Genomic DNA, 16,608 nt, shown 5'->3' with positions numbered 1-16,608 from the left:
TCCAGGGGTCGATCACCCCTTGCGCTGATAAAGCCAAGCCCCGTCCGCACGACGGCTGCGGTCAACCTGACCCAGATGGTACAGATGATTTAAATGGGCCACCGCCTCGACCAAAGCAAGGCCATATTCCCCGGAGCCGATCTTGCGTTTGAACAGCGGCGCAAAACATTCGGCCGCGCTGCGCGGTTCGTCGAGATGCTCAAGAAGCCGCGCCAGCGCCCCGTGATGGTTGTCGATCAACTGGGCCATCCGATGCGGCAGACCGCGAAATGGCAACTTATGCCCGCCCAAAGCCAGCTGATCACCCCGTGTCAACGGTGCCAGACGCTCGCAGGCCTCCAGCCATTCGGCCACGGGATCCGCCATCGGCTCGGTCGCATAGACGCCAATATTGGGACTGATCGAGGACAGGATCTGGTCGCCGCTGATCACCAGATTGTCATCGCGGCTCCAGAAGGTTGCGTGCTCTGGCGCGTGACCATTACCCATGTGGACGTCCCAGTTGCGCCCGCCCATGCGAAACACGTCGCCCTGTTTGATCCGGGTAAAGCCCAGCGGCATCGGATAGACCGTATCGGCGAAATTGAACGGCCGCTCCGCCAGCCGTGCGTCATAGATCGCGGGATCCATGCCCGAGCTGCGGTAAAACGCCAGCGTTTCCTCGGGCCAGCTTTCCTGCACGTCCAGCGTCAGCATTCGAGCAAACAGCCAGGCCGTTCGCGTGGTCACCAGCTCAGCCCCATGCTCAGACTGGAACCAGCCGGCGTTGCCGATGTGATCGGGGTGATGATGCGTGACCACCACGCGCCGGATCGGCTTGCCCTCCAGCGGCCCCGCCATCAGCCGCTCCCAGATGCGGCGGGTCTTGTTTGAGGACATGCCGGTATCGACGATGGTCCAGCCATCGCCATCATCCAGCGCATAGGCGTTCACATGATCCAACTTCATCGGCAGCGGCAGCCGCATCCAGAGGACGCCCTCCGCCACCTCGATCGCCTCACCCTCGGCAGGCGGCGTGTTCCATGGACCGTCGGGTCGCGGGCTGGTCATCCGTCAGCCAATTCATCCAGCGTCAGAGCGCGCGCGCCGTCCGCACCCGCCTGCGCATGAGCCAAGAGCGCGGCGTGTTCCGGCAACATCCGGTTGATATAGAACCGCGCCAGCTTTTCGCGCGGGCCACCGATGTCGGCCATCGCAGCCGCCAGGTGGTAATGCCCGCCCAGAACCCGCGCAAAGGCATGCAGATAGGGAACCGCTCCTGCGAAACGCTCATCCATGTCGCTCTGTGCGGTCAACCACTCGGTCGCTTCGCGCAGGGATTCACAGGCCTGCCAGACGGCCTCGGCCATATTGGGATGAGTGGTTCGGGCGCGCTCGGCCTGCTCCTCGATCTCGTCGATCAGACGGTTGGCCATATCGCCGCCGTCCATCATCTTGCGCCCAACCAGATCCATCGCCTGAATGCCGTTGGTGCCTTCGTAGATCGCCGTCACCCGCACATCGCGATAAAACTGCGCTGCACCGGTTTCCTCAATGAACCCCATACCGCCATGCACCTGCACACCGGTTTCCGAAACACGCATCCCGGTTTCCGTGCCAAAGGTCTTGGCGATTGGCGTCAGAAACGCTGCCCGCGCGGCCCACTCCTGTGCGCCGGTTGCGGTCTGCATGTCGATGGCCTGCGAACAGGCCAGCAGGATCGCGCGCGCTGCAAAGAGATCGGCCTTCATTTCCATCAGCATCCGGCGCACATCCGCATGGTCCACGATGGTGCCGGAGGCGGATTTGCCCTGCTTGCGCTCCAGCGCGTAGGCCAGCGCCTTTTGATAGGCCGCACCAGCAACACCGACGCCCTGACCACCAACGCCCAGCCGGGCATTGTTCATCATGGTGAACATTGCTGCCAGACCGCCCCCCGGTTTGCCGACCACCCAGCCGATTGCGCCGTCATATTGCATGACGCAGGTCGGCGAACCGTGCAGGCCCATCTTATGCTCAAGGCTCACCACCTTCAGCGTGTTGGCCTTGCCGGGGTTACCCTCGGCGTCCGGCAGGTACTTGGGGACGAGGAACAGCGAAATCCCCTTGGTTCCGGGTGCCGCATCAGGCAGGCGGGCCAGAACCAGATGGCAGATATTGCCCGCAAAATCATTGTCGCCCCAGGAGATATAGATCTTCTGACCGCTGATCGCATAGGTGCCGTCGTCCAGAGGCTCTGCCTTGGAGCTAAGCGCCCCCACATCCGATCCGGCCTGCGGCTCGGTCAGGTTCATGGTGCCCGACCATTCCCCCGAAATCAGCTTGGGCAGGTAGAGCGACTTCAGCTCATCGCTGGCGTGATGTTCCAACGCCTCGATCTGACCCTGGCTCATCAGCGGGGCCAGTTGCAGCGACAGGCAGGCGCCCGACATCATCTCATTGACCGCGGTGGTCAGGGTCATCGGCAGCCCCATGCCGCCAAATTCCTCTGCCGCGCTCATCCCGATCCAGCCGCCTTCCGAAATCGCCTGCCAGCCTTCGGCATAACCGGGAGAGCTGCGCAGCACCCCGTTCTCCAGACGCGCCGGTTGCAGATCGCCGCCACGATTCAAGGGGGCCATAACTTCATCGCAGAACTTCCCCGCCTCGGTCAGGATCGCCGCAACCACATCATCGCTGGCCTCTCCAAAGCGCTCGGTAGCGGCGATTTCATGAAAACCGATGATATGTTCGAGAAGAAACTGATACTCGGGAACCGGGGCACGGAAGGTCATGTCTGGCCTCTTTCAGAGAGCTGGTTGGGGCAGCCTTGGCATCATTGCCCCAAACCTTTATGTTGAATGTCTTGTCCGATTACCTAACCGGGCCCTTTAATCAAGCAACCAAAACGCCGCGTCACCAGCCATGTCCAGTCCCACAATCCGCCTCCTGACCGCGCAACCACAGGAGATCAGCACAGCTGCGGACCTTTTGAAAGAGGGCCGGCTGGTCGCATTTCCAACCGAAACCGTCTACGGGCTCGGGGCTGATGCGCGCCAGACCGACGCGGTTGAGGCCCTCTATGCCGCCAAGGGCCGCCCCAGTTTCAACCCGCTGATTGCCCACGTCCACGCGGTGGAGACCGCCCAGCGCTATGTGATCTGGTCCGACACCGCCAGCAAACTCGCCGAGGCCTTCTGGCCGGGCCCGCTGACGCTGGTCCTGCCGCTGCGTGAGGACCACGGTATCTCGCCTCTGGTCACTGCCGGGCTGACCACCCTCGGCATCCGTATCCCGGCCCATCCTGCGGCCCGGGCGCTTTTGTCGGTACTGGATGGCCCAGTGGCGGCCCCCTCCGCAAACCCATCGGGCCGGATCAGCCCGACAACCGCCGCCCATGTCATCGCCGGACTGGACGGCCGCATCGCGGCCGTGGTCGATGACGGTCCCTGCGGCGTCGGCGTGGAATCCACCATTGTCGGCCTTGCAACCGGCACGCCATTGCTGCTGCGTCCCGGCGGGCTGGCCGCCGAGGAAATCGAGGCCGTTCTGGGACACCCGCTGCAGCAGCGCGATGTCGGCGATCCACTGACCGCTCCGGGGCAGCTGCTGTCGCACTACGCCCCGCGCGCCAGCGTCAGGCTGAACGTCACAAACCCAGCAGAGGGCGAGCTCTATCTCGGATTTGGCAAAATGGACTGTGATCTCAACCTCTCGGCCAGCGGCGATCTGCGCGAGGCTGCGGCGCAGCTGTTTGGACATCTCCACCAGCTTGACGCCAAGGCCCGCCCTATCGCTGTCGCCCCAATCCCGGAAATCGGGCTGGGTGTCGCCATCAACGACCGGCTGCGCCGCGCCGCCGCGCCACGCTAGCGGCCTGCTCAGGGCATCGTAAGCCTCCGGTCACGCGTGACCGGCACTGGTGGACAGAGTCAGCGGATCGACGCCGAGGGAGCGCAGCGCCGCCTCCCATTTGGCGAAATCGTCCAGCTCGAACACCACCTCCGGCGTTGCTGTTGCGGTCAGCCAGCCATTATTGGCAATCTCGGCCTCAAGCTGCCCCGGCCCCCAGCCGGCGTAGCCAAGCATGACCATCACCTGCTCAGGTCCCTGCCCCATCGCGATATCTTCGAGCACGTCAACGGTCGCGGTCATCGAAAACGCCTCGGAAACCCGCAACGAACTGACGTTGGATTTGTACTCCGGTGAATGCAGGACAAAGCCGCGCTGCGTCTCGACCGGCCCGCCAAACCGCACCGGTAGCGCGGCCTCTTCTGCACTGCGCGGAGTAATATCCAGCTGTTCCAACAGGTTGGACAAATCAACGCCGGTGGCCGGTTTATTCACGATCAAGCCCATCGCACCATCGTCCTCATGCGAGCATAGCAAGATCAGCGAATGCTCGAACCTCGGGTCACCGATGCCGGGCATCGCAATCAGCAGTTCGCCGGTAAGATCCATATGAATCTGTCGTCCTTTTTTCAAATTGCCGCCACCCGTGACCGGGCAACCTGCCTGCCCTGTCACAATGGCCACCCACAGGCAGAGGTTCAAGACCAACCCGCGCCTTAGCCAATGCTCAACGCCGTTGACCGGAACGTGACTTGGCTTTTCGTGCTGGAATGCGCATGTAAATGGGCATGGTTATGTTCTCCTTTCTCTCGGCGCTTGCGACGCCCCTGACGGCCCGCACCACGACGGCCAAGACCTTGGCGAAATGCCTCTGCGCACCGCTGGCGCTGTCGTTTCTGGCCCTGCCTGCCACGGCCCCCGCCGAGCAGATGTCCGATATTGTACGTATCGAGGTGCTGGACGGCGGCACCACGCGACGCGGCACCCATATGGGGGCGTTGCGGCTGACGCTTTCCGAAGGCTGGAAAACCTACTGGCGCGCGCCCGGCGATGCCGGCATTCCGCCCCGCTTCAGCTGGCAAGGCTCGCGCAATGTCGGGGCCGTCGCAATCCGCTGGCCCACGCCCGAAGTGTTCCTCACCTCAGGATTTCGCACCATCGGCTATCATGATCAGCTGGTGCTTCCGGTCGAGATCACCCCGGCCAAACCGGGGCAGCCGCTGCGGCTGAAGGGCCGCATGGAGCTCGGCATCTGCAAGGATGTCTGCATACCCTCGGAACTGCGTTTCGATCAGGCGCTGAAACCGGACAGCCCGCGCAACCCGGCAATTGTCGCAGCACTGGCTGACCGTCCCTGGTCCGCAAAGGAGGCAGGGGTGCAGGCCGCGACCTGTGCGCTGTCCCCCAGCCGCTATGGGATGGAGCTGGTTGCCCGGATCACCATGCCCAGCGCAGGCGGTGAGGAGGTCGTGGTTGTCGAACCCGGCGTCCCCTCGCTGGTCACAACCGAAACGACGACCAGCCGACAGGGCCACCAGCTGACGGCGAAAACCGAAATCATCTCCGCCGATGGCGGTCCCTTCGCTGTGGATCGCTCGCAGATGCGTATCACCGTACTTGGGCAGAACCGCGCGGTAGACATTCAGGGCTGCACCCGGCACTAACAAGGGATCATCTGCCCGACCGGATCCAGCCATGCCCGCCAATCCCGCCTCCGACGAAGCCCCTCGCCGCCCTGTCCTGGGGGCGTTGGCCGTGGTCTGCCATACCCGGCAGGATGGTGATCAGGTGATCCTCATCCAGCGCAGATCGCCGCCAAATGCAGGTTGGTGGGGCTTTCCCGGCGGCCATGTCGAACTCGGCGAGACCGCGATGCAGGCTGCCGCCCGCGAACTGCTGGAAGAAACCGGCGTCATCGCCAGCCCCCGCGAAGTGCTGACCCATATCGACGTCATGCTGCGGGATGACGCGGGTGAGGTGCAGCGGCAATACCTTCTCGTCGCCGTGCTCTGCGACTACGTCTCAGGCCAGCCCGCCCCCAATGATGACGCCCTGCAGGCACAATGGGTGCAGGTCTCCGATCTGACCACTGGCTTCGACCAGTCTCCTGACCGGATGCTGATTGACCAGGTGGCGGAGGTCGCCGCCCTCGCCCAGCAACAGCGCCGCCGGATGACGGGTTAGCCTTGGGACTCCCGCTCACACTGCATCCATAAAGCCCGGGTCGACGCTCAGAACTGTTGCGCGCTCAGACCCTGGCGCGGCGTGCGCCCACCGCGCGGGCGCAGAGGTAGCCAAACAGGCTCAGAAGCGCAGCACCAACGATGAACAGCAGCGTGGCTGCCCGCACCGGATCCATCGCCGCCAGCACCGGCACAAACGTCCGCAGTAGCGGATGCAGCAGCCCAACCGCCATCGCATAGCCAAGTGTTACCGCGAGCCACAGCAGCTGCGCCGCTCCCAGCCCCAGCGTCAGCCAGCGCAGTTCGCCCGCCCGCGATGTCAGCCCGCGCCGCAGCGCCGCAAAGGGGCGCGCCACATCGGCCTGAACCGCGATCAGCGCCGGTACCACCAGCAGCACCAGGACCATCCCGAAACCAAGACCATAGACCAGCGTAATCACGGTCGGCTTCAGAAACTGCGCCTGCTGCGAACCCTCGTACATCAAGGGCGCCAGCCCCAGCACCGTTGTCAGCGTCGTCAGCATCACCGGCCGCAGCCGGTCAGCGGCCCCGTCAATGATCGACGGTATCAAGCCACGTTCCTGCGCATATTCATCGATCGTGGTCACTAACACGATCGAATCGTTGATAATGATGCCGGTCATTCCCAACAGCCCCACCACCGTGAACATCGACAGCGGCACGTCCCACAGGTAGTGGCCCCAGATCGTGCCAACCAGACCAAAGGGAATAATCGCCATCACCACCAAGGGCCGCGTCCAGCTGGCGAATATCCACGACAGCACCAGATAGATACCGGTCAGGCAGAGTATAAGTCCGGTTCGCGCGTCATTCAGGAACTCGTTCTCCTGTTCGCTCAACCCGGCGAGCTGCCAATCGACCTGCCGTTCGCTGGCGATGCTCGGCAGGATTTCCTCTTCCAGCGCGGTTGCTATGGCCTGAGCTCTGGCCGGATCGTCCTCGGAGATATCGCCCGTGACACTGATCACGCGTACCCCGTTTTCCCGCCGCACTGTCGAAAAACCGGTGCGCTGGCTGACAGAGACGATATCCGCAAGCGGCAGATAGACACCCGCCGGGCTACGCATCAGCGTGCGCTCCAGGAAATCGGCCGTCAGCTCGTCCTTCGGCAGTTCCACCCGGATCGTGGCGCTACGCGGGCCCTCCGGGTAGGTTGCCGCCTCGATCCCATTGAGCCGCGCACGCAGCGCCCGGCCAAGCGTCTCAACCGTGAACGCCAGCGCGCGCCCCTGCGGCGTCAGCTCCAGCACCAGCTCTTCCTTGTCATAGGCAAGATTGTCCTCAACAGCGGAAACCTCAGGATAGCGCAGCAGTGCCGTCTTCAGATCCTCCGATGCGCCTTTCAGAACCTCGACCGCCGCACCGCTGAACTGCACATTCAGCGCATCCCCACCCGGGCCGGACCGCCAACCACGGAAAGACAGCGTCTCCGTCATCGGATGACGGCGCACCCTCTCCTGGATCTCTGCAACAAAGGCAAAGCTGGAATAGGGCCGCAGATCCGCATCAATCAGCTCAATCGAAATCCCGCCCAAAAGATCACTATCCTTGGCATCGACACCGGCCAGACCGCGCCCGGCGTTGCCGCCGATCTCAGCCATAACAAATTCGATGGGGTTGCGGCCATAGCGGTCCTCATACTCCGCACCCAGCTCATCCACCGCACGCTGCATCTCACGCATCATCGCCAGCGTATCGGCCCGCGTCGCACCTTCGGCCATCGCGAAATTACCGGTGACCGAGCCACGCTCCGGCGCATTGAAGAACCGCCATTTGACATCGCCGCCGATGAACAGCGCCAGTTGACTGGCCAGGATCACCAAAGCCCCCGCGAGCACTACGTAGCGTCCGCGTACGACCAGCGCCATCAGCGGTCGGAACAGGCCATCGCGCAGCCTGCGAAACCCGCGATTGACCACCCGGCTCGGCAGATCATACCAATGTTCCTTGGCGCTATGGGCCAGGGCATGGGCCAGGTGATTGGGCAGGATCAGGAAACACTCGATCAGTGACCCCGCAAGCACGGCAATCACCGTCAGGGGGATATCGCGGATCAGCTCGCCGAACCGCCCGCCAATCGACACCAATCCGAAAAATGCGATCACCGTGGTCAATGTGGCCGCGAAAACCGGCATGGCCATGCGGCGCGCGGCGTTCTCTGCCGCCGCAACCGGATGCTCGCCCAGACGCCGCGCACGGAAATCGGCATGTTCACCCACCACGATCGCATCATCCACTACGATGCCCAGCGTGATGATCAGGCCAAACAGGCTGATCATATTGATCGTCAGACCAGCCATATACATGAAGGCCACTGCGGCAAACATCGCCGCCGGGATCCCTGCCGCGACCCAGAAGGCAATGCGTGCGTTCAGAAACAGGAACAGCAATGCCAACACCAGGCCCAGACCCATCAGCCCGTTGTCCAGCAGGATATCCAGACGACCGGTGATCGCCTCGGCCCGGGTTCGGATCAGACTGGCGCTGACACCATCCGGCAGGCTGGCCTGCAAGGCCTCAACCACCCCTTCGACCTGATGCTGAATCTTAATCGCATCGCCCTGATCCGACCGGTCCACCCGGATCGACATCGCCGGATCGTCGCCGACGAAATAAGAACGATTGCGATCCACACCCTCCACACGGATTGTGGCGACATCTCCCACGGTCAGTGCGGACCCATCAGGGTTGGTACGCAGCACGATGCCTGCCAATTCCTCCGGGCTGCGCTTTTCGCTGCCGGTGCGGATCCGGGCATTTGCGCCACTCACATCGCCCGCGGGATTGGCATCAACCTCTGCGGCGATTGCGGCGGCGATATCCGTCATCGCGATATCGTGGGCAATCAGACTGGCCGAGGGCACCTCGACCATGGTCTGCGGTGCGGCGATGCCACGGATCGTGGTTCGCGTCACCCCGACCTCGAACAGGCGCGCGATCAGCTCATCCGCAAACAGCCCCAGCTGGCGCGGCGCGATCGGGCCTGTGATCACCACATCCGTGACTCTGTCACGCCAAGCCCCGCGAAGCACGCTGGGCTCCTCCGCCTCCTCCGGCAGGGTGGTGACGCCGTCGACGGCGGTTTGCACGTCATCGGCAGCCCGCGCCATGTCCCAGCCGGGTTCGAATTCCAAGGAGATGCTGGCCCAGCCTTCGCGCGACGTCGCGCTTGAACTTTCGACCCCATCAACCGCCAGCAGCGCCGGCTCCAGCGCCTGCACGATCGCGCTGTCGATATCTTCCGGGCCAGCCCCCTCCCATTCGATTCCCACCGACACCTGGTCCACGATCACATCGGGAAAGAACTGCGCCCGCATATTAGGGATCGCCGCCGCACCCAGCACCAGGAGCAGGACCAGCAGCAGGTTCGACAAGGTCCGGTGGCGAGTGAAATAACTCAGAACACCGCCAGCCGATCGGGGGAGATTGCGCAGCATCGCCGCTACCCTCCCATCCGCGTTTCGATCCGGTTGATCAGCCCAGCGGGCACCTTGGCCGCAGCCAGCTGTTCCAGCATCCGCGCCTTCACCGCCTGCGGCATCCTGCTGTTGCCTTCGACCATGGCGACGAGCTTGGCTCGACGATCCTCGGTCAGCTCGACCAGATCCGCCTCCGCGGCGGCGCTATCCCCTGCGCCGCTGGCCTCCGCCCCCTGACGGAGCGGGCGCACCTTGATCCCCGCCCCCAGCAGCGGCGTGCGCCCGGTGACGACGTCGCGGCCTTCCAGACCTGCGCCGCGCAGCAGCACGTCATCACCCTGGCGACGCACCAGCGTTACAGGAAGCGCCTCTAGGCGGTCGTCCTCCCCCAGCACCAGAACCGTTCCATCCGCCCCCAGCGCCGAGGCCGGCAGCCGCGCCACCTCTGCCAGCTCCGGTTCCTGCACGTGAACGGTGACAAAATCGCCGGGCTTGAAGCCAAGTGCCGGATCAAGCCGCGCGTAGATCAACCGCCCTGCCAGCCCTTCGCCTGCATCACCGCTGACCCGCACCGCAACACCCGTTGCCTTCAATGCGGCGCCGGTGGCATCCAGCGTGACCTCAACCGGGGCCGCAAGCAGCTGCCCATCGGCATCCAGCAGACGGGCGTATTGAACCGTCGACACCCGGAAAGCCACATCCAGCTGCGCCGGATCCACCAGATCAGCCAGCTTTTCATTGGCCGAAACCAACCGCCCTTCCACCAGGTTCACCGATTGCAGCGTCCCGTCAAACGCAGCGGTGATCGTGGTGTCGGCCAGATTGCGGCGGGCATCCTCAAGTGCGATCTCGGCCCGCGCCAGTCGCGTGACGCTCTGATCAATGCGGGCCTCGGCCAGCGACACCGCCTGCCTGCGAGAAATCACCGCCTGCCGGGCCTGTGCCGCCGCCAGTTCCACCACCTCAACCGTTGCCGCCGATCCGACGCCCCGCGTTTCCAGGTTGCGCTGCCGCTCCAGCGCGCGCGTGCGCAGCTCTGCCTGATCCTCGGCAGCGGCCAGTTCATCCTGCGCCAGCGCCAGCCCGCGCCGGGCCTCTCGGGTCTCGGCCTCTGCGTCCAGCATGTCCGCCTCTGCGCGTCGCAGGGCGGCCTGCGCATCTGCCGGGTCGATCTGCACCAGAAGCGCCCCGGCCTTCACGTCACCGCCATCCTCGAAACCCGGCGCCAGCTCTACCACCCGACCGGCAGCCGCCGTACGCAGCTCCAGCCTGCGGCGGCTCTCGATCCGGCCAAAGGCGGTCAGCCGCGGCTGCACCGTGCCCAGCTCAGCCCGCTCGACATTCACCGCAAACACCCGTTCACGATCCGGCGGCGCGCCACGTTCGTCCGCCATACGGGTCTGAATGGCAGACACCACCATCTGCACCGCCAGAAGCAGCAGCGCCGCTGTCAGCGCCGCAAGAAAGACCCCAATCACCGTTTGCCGCAAAAAGCGCATTCTTTATCCTTCAATCGGCTAAACGAACCGGCCACACCACCACCGCAGCGTTCAAAATGAACACCTTAAGCCGCAAGAATACCAGTTTGTACAAACTATACGAGGTTACACGCAGTCACGGATCAATTCCGTCTCACTTGCGACGCAAATGTTCGTCAAGCCGCGGCATGATTTCCACAAAATTGCAGGGACGATGCCGGTAATCCAGCTGCTTCACCAGAATTTCATCCCAGGCATCCTTGCAGGCGCCCGGGCTTCCGGGCAGCGCAAAGAGATAGGTGCCGCCAGCGACGCCGCCAGTGGCCCTTGATTGCACCGCTGATGTGCCGATCTTCTGCATGGAAATGATGGTGAAAACCGTGCCAAAGGCATCGATTTCCTTTTCATAGACATCCCGGTGTGCCTCGACCGTGACATCGCGGCCGGTCAGCCCGGTGCCGCCGGTCGAGATCACCACATCGACCTCTGGGTCGGCGATCCAGTCACGCAGCTGGCCTGCGATCTCGGCCCGCTCGTCCGGCAGGATCTTGCGATCGGCCAGCACATGCCCCGCCGCCTCCAGCCGATCCACAAGAACCTGACCGGAACGATCCTCCGCCAGCGACCGGCTGTCCGAGACCGTCAGCACTGCAATGCGGACGGGAATAAAATCCTTGCTGTCGTCGAGTTGTGCCATGTTTCCGGCCCCCATCTGAAATATCAGCTGCCTTGGGTCGCGCCCGTTTCCGGCCCGCCCCGTTAGTGGTTGCGTATCACCCGGCGGTCAGCCGCATCTTCACCTCAAGCAGGTCCGCCCAGGCGGCGCGTTTCTGCACCGGCTGACGCAGCAGATAGGCCGGGTGAAACATCGGCATCACCGGTTTGCCCTGCGCCTCATGCCAAGTGCCACGCATCCGGGTGATACCGCGTTTTCCGAGCAGGGCATCACAGCTGATATTGCCCATGGCAATCAGGATATCCGGCTGCACAAGGGCAATGTGGCGCTCCAGAAACGGAGTCATCATGGCGATTTCCGCAGGCAGCGGATCCCGGTTCTGCGGCGGTCGCCACGGTAACACATTGGCAATATAGACGCTGTCCTCACGCGACAGGCCAATGGCTGCCAGCATCCGGTCCAGCAGCTGCCCGGCGCGGCCCACAAAAGGCTTTCCGGCCATATCCTCATCCCGACCGGGGGCTTCGCCAACCACCATCACGCGGGCACCGGGGTGGCCATCAGCAAACACCAGGTTACGCGCGCCCTTTTTCAGCTCGCAATGTTCAAACTGATCCAGCGCATCGCGCAGCGCCGCCAGCGAACCAGCCGCCCCTGCCATCTGTCGCGCCACCGCAACCGGGTCGATTTCGAGAGGTTTGATCGGCGCGGCATCCGCAGCCGTCGCAGCCGCCTTGGGCAGCCGCGCCTGCAGCTCATAGCGATTGACCGGCGCATCGCCGATTGCATCGGTCGCCCCCAGTTCAATCTGCCACGCCAAGAGCGCCCGCGCGCTGTGATAATCCAATGCCGATTCCATGGCCCCAAGCTACTCTGCTCGGGAGCCAAGCAAAACACCTGACTTCACCGCAGCCTTCACCCCGGTCCAGAACACGCCCCGGCTGTCTTGCCGGACGCCACAGCCCTGCTATAAGAGCGCCAAACAGCACGGAGCCAGCCCATGCCCAATGCCCCCACGTCGATTGATCCGATGTCCTTCAACCAACGGCATCTTCTGGGTATTGAGCCGCTGAAGCCGCATGAAATTACCGCCATCCTGGATCTGGCCGACAGCTATGCCGAGCTGAACCGACGCCCTGACAAACACGCCGATGCGCTGTCCGGGCTGACCCAGGTCAACATGTTCTTTGAGAACTCCACCCGCACTCAGGCCAGTTTTGAAATCGCAGGCAAACGGCTGGGGGCAGATGTCATGAACATGGCGATGCAGGCCAGCTCGATCAAAAAGGGCGAGACCCTGATCGACACCGCGATGACACTGAACGCGATGCACCCCGATCTGCTGGTTGTGCGCCACCCGCACTCAGGTGCCGTGGATCTTCTGGCGCAAAAGGTGAACTGCGCCGTGCTCAACGCAGGCGACGGGCGGCATGAGCACCCTACACAGGCGCTGCTGGATGCGCTGACCATCCGCCGTGCAAAAGGGCGCCTGCACCGTCTGAACATTGCGATCTGTGGCGACGTCGCGCATTCCCGGGTAGCCCGCTCCAATCTGATCCTTCTGGGCAAGATGGAAAACCGCATCCGGCTGATCGGCCCGCCGACCCTGGTGCCCGACCATTTCGCAGAGTTCGGTGCCGAAATCTACGACGACATGCGCGAAGGGCTGAAAGACGTGGATGTGGTCATGATGCTGCGCCTGCAAAGGGAGCGGATGGACGGTGGCTTTATCCCCTCCGAACGCGAGTATTACCACCGCTACGGGCTGGATGCCGAGAAGCTGGCGCTGGCCAAACCCGACGCCATCGTTATGCACCCCGGCCCGATGAACCGGGGCGTTGAAATCGACGGTACGCTGGCGGACGATATCAATCGTTCGGTCATTCAGGAGCAGGTCGAAATGGGTGTCGCCGTTCGCATGGCGGTGATGGATCTTCTGGCCCGCAATCTGCGCGCCAGCCGTCAGACTGCCATGGCGCAACCGGGCGTGGTCTGATCAATGACCGAGCCGGTAACGCAGCCCCTGACCATCCCCGCAGGCGAGCAGCGGATGATCCATGTCTTTGATCTCGACATGCGGTCGGAACAGGCCCGTTTCCTGCGAGAGCCCGGCGCATTGGCACAGGTTCTGGGGATTGAGTATGTCGACCTCGATCATGTCGAAATCTTTCCGGTAAGCGATCTGGAGGATCTGGGGCTGATCGGTTACCTGCGCGACGGCTGCGGCATTCCCGCCGAGCAGCTGCAAGCCGATGCCCAGAGGCTGATGGCAATCGACGGCTATGTGCTGCTGCTGCGGTCGCGCGCATTTCGGGGCGAGGAAACCCGCCTGATCCCGGCGCATCAGATCCGCCATATCGGCGATTACAGCGAACTTGGTGCGGATTGGGCCAGCCTGCCGAGCAATCCCGACGAAACCCCTGACAGCGCCAAACCCTATTCGGCTCCACGCCCCTCCCCGCGCGCGGCACGCTCACGCGCCCGACGCATCGGCGCGACCATCTTTGCCATCGTGATGGCACTGATCCTCCTCGTCGTGCTGTTGCTGGCGAGCTAACATCATGGCCGAGACCCGCTTTTCCCCGGACCGCATGGCCTACTGGCGCAGCCACGCCTGGCTCGCGGTCATCGCCATGGTTGGCGCGATGGGCATTCTCTGGGTGATGGGGAACCCATATGTCTGGACTGGCGCCATTGGCGGGCTCGCCGCGATCGGCCTGCGTGGTGGCTATCTGATGTCGGATGAGCTGACCCGGGTCTGGGCTCTTGGCGACACATCGGTGATCGGCCCGGATCACCAACAGATTCCGCTGGCCAATATTGCCCAGGTGAACCAGCTCGGCAGCACTGTGCAGATCGTCACCCGCGACGGCCACAAATACCTGATCAAATACCAGCCCGACCCGGCTGCGACCCGCACCGCCATCGAAACCGCCCTCTCTGACCACCCGGAAAGTCCACGCGCATGACCCTCTTGTTCACCAACGCCCGACTGATCGACCCCGAAGCCGGCACCGACAGCCTAGGTGCGGTTCTGGTACACTCGGGGCGCATCGCAGCGGTTGAAAAGAATGGCACCGACCCTGACCAATTGTTTCGCACGCGAAACATTGGGGCAGAGGATGTGACCCTTATTGACTGCCACGGAAAATGTCTTGCGCCGGGTATCGTCGACATCGGAGTCAAGGTCTGCGAACCCGGGGAACGTCACAAGGAAAGCTATAAATCCGCAGGCCTTGCAGCAGCGGCAGGGGGGGTTACCACCATGGTAACGCGGCCGGATACGACGCCCGCCATCGACAGCCCCGAGACACTGGAATTCGTGACCCGTCGCGCGCAGGCCGATGCACCGGTGAACGTGCTGCCAATGGCCGCCCTGACCAAGGGGCGCGAGGGCCGAGAAATGACCGAGATCGGCTTTCTCATGGATGCAGGTGCGGTTGCCTTTTCCGATTGCGATCATGTCGTCGCCGACACCAAGGTGTTCTCCCGCGCCCTGTCTTATGCGCGCAGCTGCGGCGCGCTGGTCATCGCCCACCCCCAGGAGCCGGGATTGAGCAAAGGGGCCGCCGCAACCTCGGGTAAATTCGCCACGCTGCGTGGGCTGCCCGCCGTCACCCCGATGGCCGAGCGGATGGGACTGGATCGCGATATCGCCCTGCTGGAAATGACTGGAGCGCGGTATCACGCAGATCAGATCACCACCGCGCGCGCCCTGCCCGCCCTTCAGCGGGCCAAAGCCAACGGGCTGGACATCACTGCCGGAACCTCGATCCATCACCTGACCCTGAACGAGCTGGACGTTGCCGACTACCGCACCTTCTTCAAGGTCAAACCGCCGCTGCGATCCGAGGAGGACAGGCTGGCATTGATCGACGCGCTGCGCGAGGGGCTGATCGACACAATCTCCTCGATGCACACACCGCAGGATGAAGAAAGCAAGCGCCTGCCGTTTGAGGAAGCCGCCGCCGGGGCTGTCGCACTGGAAACACTGCTGCCCGCGGCCTTGCGGCTTTATCATGCCGAACAGCTGGACCTGCCAACGCTGTTTCGGGCCATGGCGCTGAACCCGGCCAAACGACTGGGGCTCGACTGCGGTCGCCTGGCCGAAGGCGCACCGGCTGATCTTGTGCTGTTTGACGCCGACCAGCCCTTTGTAATGGACCGTTTTTCGCTGCACTCGAAATCGCAGAACACCCCCTTTGACGGGCAGCGCATGCAAGGTAGGGTGCTGGCAACTTATGTGGCCGGCGAACCGGTCTATCGGAGAGACTGATGCCGCCAATTGAGACTGCCGCCCCATTTCTGCTGCTTTGGGCCGTGATCGGTTATGGTCTGGGGTCCATCCCCTTTGGCCTGCTGCTGACCCGGATCATGGGCTTGGGCAATCTTCGCGCCATTGGATCTGGCAATATCGGCACCACCAATGTGCTGCGCACCGGATCGAAAAAGGCCGCAGCGCTGACGCTGCTGCTGGACGGCGGCAAGGGCGCGGCGGCGGTCCTGCTGGCCCGTGTTCTGGCCGGTGAGGATGCAGCACAGCTGGCCGGTCTCACCGCGTTTCTGGGTCACTGCTTCCCGATCTGGCTGAAGTTCAAAGGCGGCAAAGGCGTCGCGACCTTCCTCGGCCTGATGCTGGCACTGGCCTGGCCGGTGGGCATCGCCTGCTGTCTCACCTGGCTGGCGGCAGCCTATCTGAGCAAGATTTCCTCGATGGGCGCTCTGGTCTCAGCCGTGGCCGCACCGCTGTGGTGCCTGCTGCTGGGTGTCCCGATGATCACGGCACTGGCCGCGCTTCTGGCGCTGATCATCCTCTGGCGGCACAAGGAAAACATCACCCGGCTGCGCATGGGCACCGAACCGAGGATCGGCCAGAAATAGCGGCCACCGCCATATAAGCACTTATTTTCAAAGAAAAGCCCTCATCCACATCGGATGAGGGCTTTTTTCATCACGCGAATGTGCCAGCGCTCCGGTGCAGAGTGACTGTGCATCAACACACATACAAAAGGAGTTGTTTT

The 16,608-nt window shown here is 63.4% G+C and carries 15 protein-coding genes; 8 read left to right on the top strand and 7 right to left on the bottom strand.

From position 1 onward, the window contains the following. Positions 1 to 12: 12 nt before the first annotated feature. Both VWY75_RS02525 and VWY75_RS02520 read right to left on the bottom strand, forming a co-directional pair. Complete coding sequence (locus VWY75_RS02525) at positions 13 to 1,050, bottom strand: MBL fold metallo-hydrolase (protein ID WP_416537172.1); 1,038 nt, start codon at positions 1,048 to 1,050, stop codon at positions 13 to 15. Further along, the gene (locus VWY75_RS02520; protein WP_416537171.1) at positions 1,047 to 2,753 is read right to left on the bottom strand and encodes an acyl-CoA dehydrogenase; all 1,707 of its coding nucleotides are present in this window, start codon (positions 2,751 to 2,753) and stop codon (positions 1,047 to 1,049) included. The genes VWY75_RS02525 and VWY75_RS02520 overlap by 4 nt, the downstream gene beginning before the upstream one ends. A gap of 130 nt (positions 2,754 to 2,883) precedes the next feature. On the opposite strand from VWY75_RS02520, the gene VWY75_RS02515 reads away from it, so the two are divergent. Then, a complete protein-coding gene (locus tag VWY75_RS02515) occupies positions 2,884 to 3,831 on the top strand; it encodes an L-threonylcarbamoyladenylate synthase (RefSeq protein ID WP_416537170.1) in 948 nt (315 codons plus the stop codon). Positions 3,832 to 3,861: 30 nt separating this feature from the next. On the opposite strand, the gene VWY75_RS02510 is transcribed toward VWY75_RS02515, so the two are convergent. Further along, positions 3,862 to 4,419 carry a YqgE/AlgH family protein gene (locus tag VWY75_RS02510; protein ID WP_416536415.1) on the bottom strand — a complete coding sequence of 186 codons (558 nt, stop codon included), beginning with the start codon at positions 4,417 to 4,419 and terminating at the stop codon, positions 3,862 to 3,864. A gap of 179 nt (positions 4,420 to 4,598) precedes the next feature. On the opposite strand from VWY75_RS02510, the gene VWY75_RS02505 reads away from it, so the two are divergent. Beyond that, positions 4,599 to 5,474: a protein-disulfide reductase DsbD domain-containing protein gene (locus VWY75_RS02505; RefSeq protein WP_416537322.1), complete on the top strand. Its 876-nt coding sequence runs from the start codon at positions 4,599 to 4,601 to the stop codon at positions 5,472 to 5,474. Between the two features lie 31 nt (positions 5,475 to 5,505). After that, on the top strand, positions 5,506 to 5,994 hold the full coding sequence (locus VWY75_RS02500; RefSeq protein WP_416537169.1) for an NUDIX hydrolase: 489 nt from the start codon (positions 5,506 to 5,508) through the stop codon (positions 5,992 to 5,994). 64 nt (positions 5,995 to 6,058) lie between these two features. On the opposite strand, the gene VWY75_RS02495 is transcribed toward VWY75_RS02500, so the two are convergent. The 4 genes from VWY75_RS02495 to VWY75_RS02480 all read right to left on the bottom strand — a co-directional run bounded on the left by VWY75_RS02495 (position 6,059) and on the right by VWY75_RS02480 (position 12,446). Next, positions 6,059 to 9,451 (bottom strand): efflux RND transporter permease subunit, encoded by a 3,393-nt coding sequence (locus tag VWY75_RS02495; RefSeq protein WP_416537168.1) that lies wholly within the window; start codon positions 9,449 to 9,451, stop codon positions 6,059 to 6,061. Between the two features lie 5 nt (positions 9,452 to 9,456). Further along, the gene (locus VWY75_RS02490; RefSeq protein WP_416537167.1) at positions 9,457 to 10,932 is read right to left on the bottom strand and encodes an efflux RND transporter periplasmic adaptor subunit; all 1,476 of its coding nucleotides are present in this window, start codon (positions 10,930 to 10,932) and stop codon (positions 9,457 to 9,459) included. A 133-nt stretch (positions 10,933 to 11,065) separates the two neighbouring features. Next, a complete protein-coding gene (gene moaB / locus VWY75_RS02485) occupies positions 11,066 to 11,608 on the bottom strand; it encodes a molybdenum cofactor biosynthesis protein B (protein WP_416537166.1) in 543 nt (180 codons plus the stop codon). A 76-nt stretch (positions 11,609 to 11,684) separates the two neighbouring features. After that, complete coding sequence (locus VWY75_RS02480; protein ID WP_416537165.1) at positions 11,685 to 12,446, bottom strand: uracil-DNA glycosylase; 762 nt, start codon at positions 12,444 to 12,446, stop codon at positions 11,685 to 11,687. A 141-nt stretch (positions 12,447 to 12,587) separates the two neighbouring features. On the opposite strand from VWY75_RS02480, the gene VWY75_RS02475 reads away from it, so the two are divergent. From VWY75_RS02475 to plsY, 5 genes are read left to right on the top strand one after another with little or no spacing between them, the layout of a single operon-like run. Continuing rightward, positions 12,588 to 13,583, top strand: coding sequence for an aspartate carbamoyltransferase catalytic subunit (locus tag VWY75_RS02475; protein WP_340544224.1), 996 nt, complete (start codon positions 12,588 to 12,590; stop codon positions 13,581 to 13,583). A gap of 3 nt (positions 13,584 to 13,586) precedes the next feature. Continuing rightward, positions 13,587 to 14,144: a hypothetical protein gene (locus VWY75_RS02470; RefSeq protein WP_416537164.1), complete on the top strand. Its 558-nt coding sequence runs from the start codon at positions 13,587 to 13,589 to the stop codon at positions 14,142 to 14,144. Between the two features lie 4 nt (positions 14,145 to 14,148). Next, positions 14,149 to 14,556: a hypothetical protein gene (locus VWY75_RS02465; protein ID WP_416536409.1), complete on the top strand. Its 408-nt coding sequence runs from the start codon at positions 14,149 to 14,151 to the stop codon at positions 14,554 to 14,556. After that, positions 14,553 to 15,863, top strand: a complete 1,311-nt coding sequence (pyrC, locus tag VWY75_RS02460) for a dihydroorotase (protein WP_340544221.1) — start codon at positions 14,553 to 14,555, stop codon at positions 15,861 to 15,863. Before VWY75_RS02465 ends, pyrC begins: the two co-directional genes overlap by 4 nt. Then, positions 15,863 to 16,468 carry a glycerol-3-phosphate 1-O-acyltransferase PlsY gene (plsY, locus tag VWY75_RS02455; protein ID WP_416537163.1) on the top strand — a complete coding sequence of 202 codons (606 nt, stop codon included), beginning with the start codon at positions 15,863 to 15,865 and terminating at the stop codon, positions 16,466 to 16,468. Before pyrC ends, plsY begins: the two co-directional genes overlap by 1 nt. Positions 16,469 to 16,608: the final 140 nt, after the last annotated feature.

The organism is Phaeobacter sp. JH20_08, assembly GCF_048056635.1.
Lineage (GTDB): Bacteria > Pseudomonadota > Alphaproteobacteria > Rhodobacterales > Rhodobacteraceae > Phaeobacter > Phaeobacter bryozoorum.
Note: the sequence above shows the minus strand (reverse complement) of the source record. Positions and strands in the feature narration are given on the sequence as shown.